This window comes from Sulfitobacter sp. S190 (genome assembly GCF_025141935.1).
Taxonomy (GTDB): domain Bacteria; phylum Pseudomonadota; class Alphaproteobacteria; order Rhodobacterales; family Rhodobacteraceae; genus Sulfitobacter.
The window spans coordinates 1784400-1797460 of sequence record NZ_CP081120.1; the positions used below are offsets into that span (position 1 = coordinate 1784400).

Here is a 13061-nt window from a genome sequence, read left to right on the forward strand (position 1 = left end):
GGAACAAAAGTGGCTAACCCACTGAGATTAAACGAATTGCCTCATCCTGCCGCATTAACCACAATAAGAGCCTTGCAGCCTGTCCGCGGTCCGAAGACAACTCGGGATCATCGTGCAGCAGTTTGCGCGCGTCCGATTGGGCGATTGCCATCAAACCGGCTTGCCGCTCCAGATCGGCAACCCTGAAGCGCGGCACGCCCGATTGCGCCGTTCCGATCAAATCACCTGTCCCGCGCATCTTCAGGTCCGTTTCTGCAATCACAAACCCGTCTTCGGTTTCCCGCAAGACCTCCAACCTCTGGCGCCCGGTATCGGTAAGCGGGTGCTGGTACATCAGCAGGCAGGTAGAGGCCGCAGACCCACGGCCGACGCGCCCCCGCAACTGGTGCAATTGAGCGAGACCGAAGCTTTCTGCCCGCTCGATCACCATGATCGATGCGTTGGAGACGTCGACGCCCACTTCGATCACTGTCGTGGCGACCAGCAATTTGGTTTGCGCCTGTTGGAATGCCGCCATTGCCGCATCTTTGTCTGCGGGCGGCATCTGGCCATGGACGAGGCCAACCACACCTTCGCCAAACACGGCCCGCAGTCTTTTGAACCGCTCTTCGGCAGCGATCAGATCGCTCACTTCCGATTCCTCGACGAGCGGACACACCCAGTAACACTGGCGCCCTTCGTCAATCGCCGCCCTCAGCCTATCGATCACCTCGTCCAGTCGATCGGTGCTGACCAGCGCTGTCTTGACCGGTTTGCGACCGGGCGGCTTTTCGTCCAGCACACTGACGTCCATATCGCCGTATTGGGCCAGCGCGAGACTGCGCGGGATCGGTGTCGCCGTCATCACCAACACGTCCGCCTGCCGGCCCTTGCGCCCCAATTCCAATCTCTGCCGCACCCCGAAACGGTGCTGCTCATCGACAACAGCCAACCGCAGATCCTGAAATACAACGCTTTCCTGAAATACCGCGTGCGTGCCCACAAGGATCTGGATATCGTCACGTTCCAGCGCGGCGAGTTTTGCCTGCCGTTCCGACCCTTTGTCGCGGCCGGTCAGGATTTCGAGCACGACACCCGCGGTTTCGGCAAGCGGTTGCAGCCCGGCCAGATGCTGGCGTGCAAGAATTTCGGTGGGGGCCATCAAGACGCCCTGCCCGCCCGCTTCGACGGCCCGCAGCAAGGCCATGAAAGCCACCAGCGTCTTGCCTGCGCCCACGTCCCCCTGAAGCAACCGGTTCATGCGCACGTCGCGTCCCATATCTGCCGCGATCTCGGAAATTGCCCGACGCTGCGCGCCGGTGGGCTCGTATGGCAAAGCGGCCAGCACACGGTTTTGCAAACGACCGTCACCGTCGGACCGGCGGCCCGGCTTGCGGCGCTCTACCTGTCGCGCGAGGGCAAGCGTAATTTGATGCGCCAACAGTTCGTCATAGGCCAGCCGTTCGCGCGCCGGTGCGGTCGCGGCAAGGTCGGCCAGGCTCTGTGGTGCATGCGCCTGGGTGACTGCGGATTGAAAATCGGGCCATTTCGCTTGTGCGATTTGCGTCGGCTCAATCCATTCTCCGAGCGCAGGCACACGCGACAATGCACCACGTGCCGCTTTGAACATGACCTTTTGCGTGATTCCGTGTGTCAGCGGGTAGACCGGCTCGAACTGCGGAATGTCTGACGCTTCGGCCTCTGGCACTGCAAAGTCCGGATGCACCATCTGAGGAATGCCGTCGAACAATTCGACCTTGCCCGACACCACGCGGCGGCTGCCCTCGGACAACTGGCGCTCCCAGAAATCGCCGCGCGCGTGAAAGAAAACCAATTGAAACGACGTCTGCGCATCCTCGACGTGGATACGATAAGCGCCGTTGCGGTTGGCGGGCTTGCGGTGCTTTCCGATGGTCACGGCGACGGTCAGGGTCGTCGGGAAATCGGCCCCCTGAACCGTTTCGATCAACGTGCGATCAACACCAGAATAGGGCAGCGTAAACAGCAGGTCGCGAGGCGCCAAGACGTGCAGATGTGCGAAGTTTTGCGCCGTTTTTGGGCCGATACCTTCGAGCGTTTCCAGTTTTCCAAAGAGCGGAAACAGGATTTCCGGCCGCGTGCTCATGCGTCCTTGATCAGGTCGAGCCAGCCGTCCTCGTCCAGCGTTTCAATGCCCAGTTCGGCAGCCTTTTTGGCTTTGGACCCTGCGCCGGGGCCTGCGACCAGTAAATCCGTCTTTGCACTGACGGAACCGGAAACTTTCGCACCCAGACGTTCGGCCCGCGCCTTGGCTTCGGCTCGGGTCATCTTTTCGAGCGTCCCTGTGAAGACCACGGTTTTGCCAGCGACAGGAGAGCCTGACGTGTCTACCCGCTGCGCCTCCTGAACATCAAGCTGCTCAACGAGCCGTTCGATGCTTTCGCGTTCCGCATCCTGCGCAAATGCATTTACCAGTGACCCCGCCATGACAGCGCCCACACCATCGATCGCAATCAGATCGTCCCAGGCCGGCCCATCGCAGCCCCGCGCGTCCTGCATTGCCTCGGCCAGGGCTGGCCAAGTGCCGTAATGCCGCGCCAGCAGGTTTGAAGCGGCTTCGCCCACATGCCTGATCCCCAACCCGAAAAGCAGACGCGCAATCGGTATCTTCCGTTTGTCCTCAATCGCGGCGAAGAGGGCCGACGCCGATTTCTCGCCCCAGCCCTCGCGGTTCTTGAGCTGCTGCAACCCGGAACTGTATCGTTCCTGCAGGGTGAATATGTCTGCTGGCTCCGCAATCCATCCGTCAGCATAGAATTGCTCGACCTGTTTCGACCCCAAGCCATCAATATCAAACGCCGCGCGCGAAACCAGATGCTTGAGCTTTTCGACCGCCTGTGCGGGGCAGATCAGCCCGCCGCTGCACCGACGCACGGCATCCCCCGGCTCACGTATCGCATCGCTTTGGCATTCGGGGCAGATTTCAGGAAACTTAAACTCCGTGGCCTCCACGGGACGTTTTGACAGATCGACATCGGCCACCTTGGGAATGACATCGCCCGCGCGGTACACTTGCACCCAATCGCCCACACGGATGTCTTTCCCGCCCCGGATTTCCGTGCCTTTGCTGTCGAAGCCGCGAATGTAGTCTTCATTGTGCAATGTCGCATTCGACACAACTACTCCGCCAACCGTGACCGGATGCAGACGCGCAACGGGAGACAGCGCACCGGTACGCCCGACCTGGATGTCGATGCCTTCAAGTCGCGTCCACGCAAGCTCCGCCGGAAACTTGTGCGCGATGGCCCAGCGGGGCGTGTTGGAGCGGAAGCCGAGACGCCTTTGCAGCTCTAGGTTGTCGACCTTATAGACGACCCCATCAATATCGTAGCCCAAAGTGGCTCTTTGGGATTCGATTCGCGCGTAGTGAGAAACCATTTCGGACGGTCCGTCGCACAGCGTCGTCAGCGGATTGATCGAGAATCCCAGATCACCCAATCTGTCGATCGCGCCCATCTGGGTGTCGGCCAGCGGGGCCGACAGATCGCCCCAGGCGTAGGCAAAAAATCGGAGCGGTCGTGCGCGTGTTATCTCAGCATCCAGTTGTCTGAGAGACCCGGCCGCGGCATTGCGCGGGTTGGCAAAAGGCTTGCCGCCCTGCGCAGTGTGACGCGCGTTCAGGGCGTCGAAATCGGCATGGCTCATATACACTTCGCCGCGCACTTCGAGAACCTCTGGTGCCGACTGAAGCTGGTGCGGAATATCCTCGATGGTTCGCGCATTTGCCAACACGTTTTCGCCCACTGTCCCGTCGCCACGGGTGGCGGCTTCGACAAGGATGCCATTCTCATAACGCAATGAGAGCGACAGACCGTCGATCTTTGGTTCCGCTGTGTAGGAGAGCGGGGCTGTTGGCTCCAGCCCGAGATATTTGCGTACGCTTGCATCAAATTCTGTGACGTCTTCATCGTCAAAGGCATTGGCCAAAGACAACATCGACACCCTGTGCGTGATCTTGCCGAAGCCCGTTGCCGGTGCCGCGCCAATCTGATCGGAAGGGCTGTCGCTTCTCTTGAGATCGGGAAAGCGCTTTTCTATCGCTGCGTTGCGCTTCTTCAACGCGTCATACTGTGCGTCGTCAATCTCGGGGGCATCATCCGTGTGATAAGCCTTGTTCGCCCGATCCAGTTTGCGCGCCAGGTCCGCCAGTGCCTGCTTTGCCTGCGTCACGCTAAGCGCATCGACATCCACCTTGGAAATATCACTGTCCGAAGCCACAAGACCCGCCTTTGGTTAGTCACGCCAAGGTTAGATAGGCGGCTCCCTACGGCAGGTCTAGCGATTTGAGCAACTTTTTGGCTCAGGCTGTTGCGGCAATCTTCATCTCGGCAGGTTCCGGATCGCGCAGGACGTATCCCCGGCCCCAGACCGTTTCGATATAGCTTTCGCCACCCGTGGCGGTCGACAGCTTCTTGCGCAATTTGCAAATGAACACATCGATGATCTTCAGCTCCGGTTCATCCATGCCGCCGTAGAGATGATTGAGAAACATCTCTTTGGTCAGGGTCGTCCCCTTACGCAGGCTCAGCAGTTCGAGCATCTGGTATTCCTTGCCTGTGAGGTGCACCGTTTTATTGTCGACGCTCACCGTTTTCGCATCGAGGTTTACGGAGATGCTTCCGGTATCGATAACCGATTGCGAATGACCCTTGGAGCGGCGGATGATCGCGTGAATGCGGGCAACCAGTTCTTCGCGGTGGAACGGTTTGGTGAGGTAGTCATCCGCCCCGAAACCGAATCCCTTGATCTTGTTTTCTGTATCGTCCGATCCCGACAAGATCAGGATAGGGGTTTCAATGCGGCTCAGCCGGAGTTGGCGCAAAACCTCGTGGCCATTCATGTCGGGCAGATCAAGGTCTAGCAAGATAAGGTCGTAATCATAGAGCCGCGCGAGGTCGATTCCCTCTTCGCCGAGATCCGTGGCATACACGTTTAGATTGGCATGGGTCAGCATCAACTCGATGCTTTTGGACGTGGTCGGATCATCTTCAACGAGTAGAACGCGCATTGGTATCTCCACCTGAGAGGGCATAACTGTGGACTTAAACGTGAACAAAAAAGGTTAACTACTCGTAAATGTTAGCAACCTTTCTACCACAACAACTTAAAGTTGTCGATATTTTTGAACCGCCGTCGCCTTTAAAGCCACTTCACCATAGGTTGAAACCGCGCGCACCCATTCGACGAACTCATCCTCGCTCAACTGGTATCGATCGAGCGCTTCCTGCTGGCTGATGAGGCCGTATAAAACGCCCCGCACAACCGCTGCCTTGCGCGACGCCACCCAGCGCCGCGTGTTGGGCGCGGGCAAATCAGCCTGCGTCATCACAGCACCGTTCCCAAGGGTAACGGCCCTTGGCCCGTCGACTTTCTTGAGATACATCTCACCCTTCCTGTTCTAACCTGTGTCGCTTATCGGCACAGAGGCTTAAGGACAGGTGAAGCGCCCCTTGTGAGTAATTCGGATTTTCCTATATTTCAGTCGAGTTTGCCGGAGAGACGAAATGGCCCTTGATCAATCACCACCGCTCAATTCGCTTGGCTTTGCCAAAGCGCCAGCCGACACGCGCGTGGTTGTGGCCATGTCCGGCGGCGTGGACAGTTCCGTCGTGGCTGCGATGCTCGCCGAGGAAGGCTACGATGTCGTCGGCGTGACGTTGCAGCTCTATGACCACGGGGCGGCGCTGGCCAAGAAGGGCGCGTGTTGCGCCGGGATCGACATTCACGATGCCCGCCGCGTGGCCGAAGATATGGGCTTTCCCCATTATGTTCTCGACTACGAAAACGTGTTCAAGGACGCCGTGATAGACGAATTTGCGGAAAGCTATCTGGGCGGTGCGACGCCGGTGCCCTGCATCCGGTGTAATGAAAGGGTCAAGTTCAAGGATCTGCTGGAGACAGCGAAGGATCTGGATGCCGACTGCATGGCGACCGGCCATTATATTCAGCGCAAAATGGGCGCTCGGGGACCGGAGTTGCACGCCGCGGCCGACGCCAACCGCGATCAAAGCTACTTTTTGTTCTCGACCACCCCGGAGCAGCTGGACTACTTGCGCTTTCCGCTTGGCCATCTGCGATCCAAAGACGCCACGCGCGAATTGGCCGAAAAATACGGGCTGCAAGTTGCCAATAAACCTGACAGCCAGGATATCTGCTTTGTCCCGAACGGCGATTATGCCTCGGTGATCCGTAAACTGCGGCCCGAAGCCGCGGATCCGGGGGCCATCGTGGACACCAACGGCACAGTTCTGGCGCAGCACGACGGTGTGATCAACTACACGATCGGCCAACGCCGCGGTCTCGGGATCGGCGGGCTCAGCGATCCTTTGTATGTGGTCAAGCTCGATGCCGAGCGAAAAGAAGTCGTTGTGGGCCCCAAACACATGCTTGCAACGCGTTCGGTGCCCGTGCGGGAAATCAACTGGCTTGGCGATGAACCGCTGAGCAGCCGCGATGAATGGCACATCACAGTGCGCGTCAGATCAACACGCCCGCCAGCCGAAGCGATCCTCCGCCCGATCAGCGATACCACCGGAACGGTCGAACTTCTGTCACCGGAAGAAGGCGTCAGCCCCGGTCAGGCGTGCGTCTTTTATGATCCTGACAGCAGCCGCATCTTCGGCGGTGGCTGGATTCACCGGGGCGATTAGACACCGGCCAGTTGATTTGCCGCGAGCCCGTCGATCACCGCGCGGGCCGCACGCAAACCGGGCGGTTCGCCCCCCTGACCCAGCCGCGCCATCGTCAGTTCGAGCGCGGCGCGCTGTGTGCCGGGATCGGCAATAACCGCGTCCATCGCATTCGCAATATTGTTCGGCGTACAGTCCTTGCCCAGACATTCCGGCACGGTGCGTGTGTCGCTGACCAGATTGACCAGCGTCACGGTATCTACCAGCAGCATACGGCCGATCAGAAAACGGCTGATCGGGCTCATATCGTAAGCGATGACCATTGGCGTATCGGTTGCGGCCAGTTCCAGCGACACGGTTCCGGACGCGGCGAGCGCAAAATCCGCAGCCGCGAAAGCCGCTCGTTTGACTGCAAGTCCGGTGGCATGGTCCGCTTCGTGCGGGTCGAGCACGACAGGTCTCCCCGGCCATTCGGCGGTAAGCCTGTGTACAGCGTCAGCCACCGGAGCCGCCGCAGGGACCACGATCCGCAGATCCCTGTGCCGAGCCAGAACTTCTTGCATGGCAGCGCCGAAAATCTCGCCCAAACGCGCGACTTCCGACCGGCGCGAACCGGGCAGAACCATGAGGATGGGCGCATCCCCTATGCCATGTGTCGTTCGGAATTCGCGCACTGCGGCCTTGTCAGCGATCGGTTCAGCGACGACCGGATGGCCGACAAAATCGCACCGCATGCCGTGCGCCCGCATATATGGGGGCTCAAAGGGCAAGAGCGCGAGGACCTGATCGATATGCCGCGCCATTCTGGCCGCGCGCTTGGGGCGCCATGCCCAAACGGTCGGTGCCACATAATGCACCGTCCGTATGCGACTGCGTTCCTTGACAATTTTCGCCACACGCAGGCTGAAATCGGGACTGTCAATTGTAATCAGAACGTCGGGTTGAAACGCGATCACCGCGTCCGCCGTTTGCGCAATGCGGCGTTTGAGATGAAAATATTTCGGCAGGATTTCCGCAATCCCCATGACGCTGAGCTCGGTCATGTCAAACAGGCTTCGAAGCCCTTCGGCGCTCATCATCGGGCCGCCGATGCCCTCGAAAGACACATCTGCCCGCAGCGACTTCAGCCCCGCCATCAGGGCCGCACCCAGCTTATCGCCCGAGGGCTCTCCGGCGAGGATGAATACGCGCAACGGCTGTGTCATTCGCCGGTACGGGCCCAAAGCACCAAACCATGTGCATCCGCACGCGCGGCGCATTGATCCGCATGCAAGACAAGCACATCGCCTGCGTCCACGACCACGCCGGCCAGACCGGCGGCGGCTGCCGCGTCCAGCGTTTCGGGCCCGATCGTCGGCATGTCGATCTTCATCGTCTGACCCTTCTTGGGCCCCTTGAACAGGATTGCCCGCGCCTCGCGCGCTGCACCGGGCAGCCCGGAGAGCATTTTATCGGTCCCGGATGCGGTTTCCATCGCCAGCACCCTTTCACCGCCTACGACACAGGCCTGCCCGACGTCCCGCGGTGACTGATCAAGGATATGTTGCGCTGCAATCTCAGCATCCGCCCGCATTCCGGCGTCGGGCCATTGATCGGAATAGACGCCCCCCTTGGCCACCAGATCGGGCGCCAGTTCGTGCGCTCCCCTCACTGAAAAACCGGTTTTCTCGAACAGCTGCAGGACCACCCGCAACGCGCCGTCATCCCCCAATTCAAGCGCTTGCATGAACATCGGCACCAAGGGCGCCGTTTCGGCATCAAGCTTGATCGGATCAAGCGCCGGTCGGTCAAGCCCACCGGCAAAGCATACCTCGGTCACGCCGCGCTCGCCGAGGGCGAGCAACAACGAGCCAAGTGTCTCGAGCCTGAAGGTCAGATCGACGTCAACGCCCGTGACATCAATACCCTCGTAGCCACAGACAATGGGCTGCTCTTGCAGAGCGGAAGCCACGAGCGCGGGCAAATCACCGCGTCCTGCAATCAGGGCCAGCGTCATTTCGGTGTCAGGAAATGACGACCGGTATCGGCCAGAACGAAATCGACGATTTCACTGACGTACGCGCTGTCGGTTTCCGCCCCCAGACGCGCAGCGCGGTCATTGAACGTGCCCTCGCCCTGCGCCAACATCTGGAACGCCGCACGCAATGCTGTGATGTCACTGCGCGCCACGCCCCGCCGTTTCAATCCAACGAGGTTCAGGCCATCAAGATCGCCCCGCGGCGCCTGTACAAGCCCGTACGGTATCACATCGTTTGTGACCATCGTCACCGCACCGATGATGGCGCCGCGTCCGATGCGCACCCATTGGTGAATGCCCGAAAGCCCGCCGATGATAACATCATCTTCGATCACACAGTGTCCGGCGACTGCCGCGCTGTTCACGACGATACAGTTGTTTCCGATCATCGCGTCATGCGCGATATGGCATCCCGCCATAAACAGACCGTCATCCCCCACACGCGTGAGCCCGCCGCCGCCTTCCGTGCCGCAGTTCATGGTTACGTGTTCGCGGATGCGGTTGCGTTTTCCGATTTCCAACCGGCTCGCTTCGCCCTTGAATTTCAGGTCTTGCGGGATTTCGCCCAGAACCGAAAAGGAAAAGACGGTCGTATCCTCACCGATTGTTGTCCGGCCCGTCACGACTACATGCGATTTCAGCGTAACGCCGGGGCCGATTTCAACATCCTGACCGATGACACAGAAAGGGCCGACAGTCGCGGTCGCATCTATCTTTGCACCTTCCTCGACCACGGCACTGGGGTGCACGCCTGCCATCACCCGTCCCCTTTGGGAAGATCGATCATCGCCATGAACTCCGCCTCTGCGGCCATTTCACCATCCACAGTCGCCACGCCCGTAAATTTCCAGATTTTCCCCCCGGGTTTGCCGCGCGCGGTTTTTACGTCCATCCGCAACACGTCACCGGGGATCACCTTGCGGCGGAATTTGCACTTGTCGATGGACATGAAGTAAATGAGCATCTCGGTGTCCATCTGGTCCAGTGCGACGCCGATCATCACACCCGCCGTTTGCGCCATTGCCTCGACAATGGTCACACCGGGCATGATCGGCGTGCCGGGAAAGTGGCCCTGAAAATGCGGCTCGTTCATGGTCACGTTCTTGAAACCCACAGCACTTTGATAGCCTTCAATCTCTTCGACCTTGTCCACCAGCAGGAAAGGATAGCGGTGAGGCAGGATGCGTTGGATTGTCTGTATATCGGCGCGCATGGAATCTTGGGTCATGGAACGTCCTTTGGATTTGTGTATGAAATTGCTAGCAAAGTGCCGTGATCGGGGCAAGCGAGCGCGGTCTAGTCCTGCGCATCGACGGGCGCATCGGGCGCCGGTGCCGCAGACGGACCCTCACCCAGCGTCTTGTCCAGTTCGGCAATCGCGTCGGACGTGATGTCAACGCTGTTCAGGCTGAGAAATACCGTGCGTTTTTCGAGAATGACGGCGGCTCCCGCTTCGATCATCAACCGCTCGAGAACCGGCGCTGCGGCCTGCAAGAAAACCCCCCGCTCTGTGTCGAGCCGTTGGTTGAGCGCCCTGCCCTTTGCAGCCTGTTCCTGTCGGGTGTCCTGTACACGCGCATCAAAGGCATCGGCAAGGGGGCGAAAATCCTCGGGAGCCATGGTTGCGCGGCGGTCGGTCAAATCCTGCTCTTCGGAGGCAAGTTGCGCTTCGATTTCACGGTTTTCACGGGCCAGATCGTTGCCCAACCGCTCCACTTCGTTTGCAACGCGCACGCCGAATGCCGATTCCAGAAACAGGCGTTCGCTGTCCACTGTCAGCACCGGGCTACGGACCACGGACCGCCCCTGCTCAAGCGGTTGCGTGATAGCCGGGGTGCCCAAAGACGCCCCGGCCATCACAAACGCGAGGACAGCTGCAAGCTGTCGCATCGGATCAGAACCGTGTCTGCAGCGTCACCTCGAAAGACTGTTCGCGGTCGAACTCTTCCTTGCGAACCGCATCCGAGATGTTGAACTGCAACGGACCAACGGGCGTATCCCAAAAGATCGACACACCGATCACATGACGGAAAGACCCGCTTTCGCCATCAACATCTGTGCCATTCAGGTTCACGTCGGACAGATCCCAAAGGTTGCCGACATCGTAGAACACACCACCCGTGACGCCGTATTCTTCGGGCAGGCCAAGCGGGAATTCCGCTTCGAACCGCGCCACGACATAAAGGTTGCCGCCCAAAGGATCATCTTCGATCGAGGCCGCATCCCGCGGGCCGATACCGCCCGGCTCAAAGCCGCGCAGCTGGTCCGAGCTGAGAACAAAGCGGTCTACGGCACGGTTGTTGCCGCCCTGCCAGGCAAGCGCGCCCCCCTCAAGGGAGGCCCGCAGGGTAAGTTCTTCGTTGAAGAATTTCTTCTCGCCGATCAGTTTGGCTTCGGTCTTTATAAATTCCTGATCGCCGCCGATGCCGCCAAAATCCTGGCTGAATTCGAAAAGCATCCCCGCAGTGGGATCAAGCCCTGTGCGCCGCGTGTCGAATGTGTAGGTGTAGCCGATGGACGAGGAAAACAGTTCGCCCGCATCGATATCATCCTGAATGATGGCACCGTTTTCTGCGGGGCTGCGTTCTTGCACCTCGATCTGCTCACCGGTGTAGCGCAGGGCCAGACGGCCATTCTCGCTGACGGGGAAAGACAGCGATGGTTCGATCACCAAACGCTCGCTGTCAAAGGTCGAGAATGACGAGTTCGTCTCGGCGTAGTCGAGCCGCAATGCAAAGCGCAGATCACGGCCCAAGAGCGACGGCTCGATAAACCGCAGGCCATAACGTTCGGCGTCTTTCGCGGTCGACAGGGTCAGCGCCAGCGTCTGACCGCGACCGATAAAGTTGGTTTCCTGGAAGGAAATCGCGAGGCCGAACCCATCGTTTGTTGAAAACGCACCACCGAAGTTGAGCGCGCCCGTGGGCTGTTCTTCCACATCGACATCGATCACGACCTGATCGGGATTAGAGCCTTCTCGGGTGTTGACTTCGGCATTAGCAAAGAAGCCGAGCGCGCGGATACGTTCGGCGCTCTGGCGGATTTCGCGTGGATTGAAGGGGTCACCTTCGACGCTGCGGAACTGTCTGCGGATCACCCGGTCGAGCGTCGTTGTATTGCCCTCGATATCGATGCGTTCGATAAAGATCCGCTGCCCGCGCGACAGCACGAACTCCACGTCCAGCGTCAAATCACGGTCATTTCGGGTTACACGGGGCTCGACGCGCAGGAAATCGACGCCATCGCGGATGGCCTGACGTTCCAGACGGCTGATATCGGTTTCGACCAAGGACGGTGAATAGACAACGCCCGGTTTGATCTTGATCAGGTCGCGGTACACGTCCCCGTCGACATTCGGCAATTCGGAATTGACCGTGATTTCGCCAAACTTGAATTGCTGGCCTTCCTGAATGTTGAAGCCGACAAAAACGCCGTCCCGCTCTTCGGCCAACTGCGCGTTAACCGAGTTGACGCGCATATCAACATAGCCACGCGACAGATAGAAATCGCGAAGGACCTGCTTGTCGAATTCGAGACGGTCTTCGACGAAAGTATCGCGGCGCACCAACGTGCGGAATAGGCCGGCCTGTTTGGTTTCAAGCACGCGGCGCAGGCGGCGGTCGGAATAGATACGGTTGCCGACAAAGCTCAGCCGCTCGATCTCGACGTTGTCACCTTCGAAGACCTCGAACACAAGATCCACACGGTTCTGGTTGCGGCGGATGATACGGGGTTGCACGCGGGCCGCCAGCCGACCATCTGCGGCATACGCCTCGGCGATGGCATTGGCATCCTTCTCCGCTTGGGCAGGATTGAAAACACGGCGTTCCGCGGATGAAATCACCGTTCCCAAGGCGTCGTCCTTGATGCGGCGGTTCCCTTCGAAACGGATGCGGTTGATCGTCGGCAGCTCGACCACGGTGATTTTCAACCGGCTGCCTTGCGGCTCAATCGCCACGGACTCGAACAAACCGGAGTTGTTCAGGCGCTGGAACGCATCGTTCAGCTGGCCCGCCGTAATGGTCTGACCCCGCGCGATCCCGGCCTGACTGAGAATAGCGCTGTCGCCGATCCGTGTGTTGCCTTCAATCTCGACCGTGTTGAAGCTGTATTGCTGCGCTAACGCTGGCTCCGGATACGCGATCCAGGCCGTCGATACCAACAGCGATAGGCCAAGTGCCCCGACCCCGCGTTGGATTGTTGAAAGACATGTCTGCTGACTGCGCGTGCGCTCGTTTGACCCCAGGCTCATGGTTTTTACCACTCTTATTACCACCGTTGCCCAACTGAGTACCTCTACGCGCTTTGCTTGTCAAAAGCGGAAATGATTGTTTGCATGAACGACAAAAGGCACGCACCGCAAAGGTACGCGCCAACTCCGACCACTGCGGCCCTAT

At 59.4% G+C, this 13061-nt stretch carries 11 protein-coding genes; 1 reads left to right on the forward strand and 10 read right to left on the reverse strand.

Annotation, left to right across the window (positions count from 1 at the left end):
- Positions 1–13: 13 nt before the first annotated feature.
- From recG to K3756_RS09065, 4 genes are all read right to left on the reverse strand, one after another.
- Positions 14–2104: an ATP-dependent DNA helicase RecG gene (gene recG / locus K3756_RS09050; RefSeq protein WP_259986812.1), complete on the reverse strand. Its 2091-nt coding sequence runs from the start codon at positions 2102–2104 to the stop codon at positions 14–16.
- Entirely contained in the window at positions 2101–4188 is a 2088-nt protein-coding gene (gene ligA / locus K3756_RS09055; RefSeq protein ID WP_409202437.1) for an NAD-dependent DNA ligase LigA, read from the reverse strand. The genes recG and ligA overlap by 4 nt, the downstream gene beginning before the upstream one ends.
- A 130-nt stretch (positions 4189–4318) precedes the next feature.
- Positions 4319–5026: a response regulator transcription factor CtrA gene (ctrA, locus tag K3756_RS09060; protein WP_259986814.1), complete on the reverse strand. Its 708-nt coding sequence runs from the start codon at positions 5024–5026 to the stop codon at positions 4319–4321.
- Positions 5027–5122: 96 nt separating this feature from the next.
- Complete coding sequence (locus K3756_RS09065) at positions 5123–5401, reverse strand: DUF1153 domain-containing protein (protein WP_259986816.1); 279 nt, start codon at positions 5399–5401, stop codon at positions 5123–5125.
- Positions 5402–5522: 121 nt separating this feature from the next.
- On the opposite strand from K3756_RS09065, the gene mnmA reads away from it, so the two are divergent.
- Positions 5523–6668, forward strand: coding sequence for a tRNA 2-thiouridine(34) synthase MnmA (gene mnmA / locus K3756_RS09070; protein WP_259986817.1), 1146 nt, complete (start codon positions 5523–5525; stop codon positions 6666–6668).
- Here mnmA and lpxB read toward each other — a convergent pair.
- From lpxB to bamA, 6 genes are all read right to left on the reverse strand, one after another.
- On the reverse strand, positions 6665–7852 hold the full coding sequence (lpxB, locus tag K3756_RS09075; protein ID WP_259986818.1) for a lipid-A-disaccharide synthase: 1188 nt from the start codon (positions 7850–7852) through the stop codon (positions 6665–6667). The genes mnmA and lpxB overlap by 4 nt on opposite strands.
- A complete protein-coding gene (locus tag K3756_RS09080) occupies positions 7849–8643 on the reverse strand; it encodes an LpxI family protein (RefSeq protein ID WP_259986819.1) in 795 nt (264 codons plus the stop codon). The genes lpxB and K3756_RS09080 overlap by 4 nt, the downstream gene beginning before the upstream one ends.
- Positions 8640–9422, reverse strand: a complete 783-nt coding sequence (gene lpxA, locus K3756_RS09085) for an acyl-ACP--UDP-N-acetylglucosamine O-acyltransferase (protein WP_259986820.1) — start codon at positions 9420–9422, stop codon at positions 8640–8642. Before lpxA ends, K3756_RS09080 begins: the two co-directional genes overlap by 4 nt.
- On the reverse strand, positions 9422–9892 hold the full coding sequence (gene fabZ / locus K3756_RS09090) for a 3-hydroxyacyl-ACP dehydratase FabZ (protein WP_259986821.1): 471 nt from the start codon (positions 9890–9892) through the stop codon (positions 9422–9424). Before fabZ ends, lpxA begins: the two co-directional genes overlap by 1 nt.
- A gap of 68 nt (positions 9893–9960) precedes the next feature.
- On the reverse strand, positions 9961–10554 hold the full coding sequence (locus K3756_RS09095) for an OmpH family outer membrane protein (RefSeq protein ID WP_259986822.1): 594 nt from the start codon (positions 10552–10554) through the stop codon (positions 9961–9963).
- A 4-nt stretch (positions 10555–10558) separates the two neighbouring features.
- A complete protein-coding gene (gene bamA, locus K3756_RS09100) occupies positions 10559–12916 on the reverse strand; it encodes an outer membrane protein assembly factor BamA (protein ID WP_259986824.1) in 2358 nt (785 codons plus the stop codon).
- Positions 12917–13061 lie beyond the last annotated feature (145 nt).